General features: G+C 41.7%; 1 protein-coding gene. It reads left to right on the plus strand.

Going from position 1 to position 712, the window contains the following annotated elements:
• Positions 1–588 (plus strand): TadE family protein (locus R7Q09_RS25585; RefSeq protein ID WP_318143868.1); only part of this gene is annotated, 588 nt, incomplete at its 5' end.
• Positions 589–712 lie beyond the last annotated feature (124 nt).

Here is a 712-nt window from a genome sequence, read left to right on the forward strand (position 1 = left end):
ACAAAAGTGACACCGATAAGTAGGGTGGACAATATGAAACGAGTATTGACTCAATTTCAAAGAAATGTAGCCGCTAAATCTCGATCTAAGAGTAAGTCATCATCAAGGCGGTCACGGAAAAAAATACAAGGGGTTACGGCTGTAGAGTTTGCGCTCGGTGCATTGGTGCTAGCGATTTCACTGCTGATGTTGTTTGAGATGGGACTACGTATTTATACAATGAGTGTGGTTGAGTATGCCTTAAGAGAGACGGTGCGAAATACTAAGATATTTGAGGGTGGGAGTAACTATAGTAGCTATAATAATACATTGAGAGCAGCGTTAAATGAGAGCGGAACACTTTGGTCTGCGCTGACTCCAGCGGACAATTTTAGTATTTCGGGTAAGTACTACTTAACCTATCCGGATCTGATCGCAGATAGCAGCTTTTCAGATGCGGAAATGATGGAAGATGATTTGGGCTATCAGATTGCTGAGATTACGTTAACGTACAATTACCGTCCGGTTTTGAATGTGTTTTCTAGTGCCACTGTGCCTATTGTCAGAAGCACTTTGATCAATTTAGAGCACGAGGGTTGGGAGGAATAACCATGAAATTGCGTTCCCGACAAAAAGGCTCCTTCGCCATTGAGCTTTTCTTTGTGCTTATAGCGATCGTCACCATTTTTTATTTTATGACTGATCTGAGCGATAAATTGATGACAAGAGCAAA

The sequence above is a fragment of the Vibrio sp. 2130-1 genome (genome assembly GCF_033339515.1).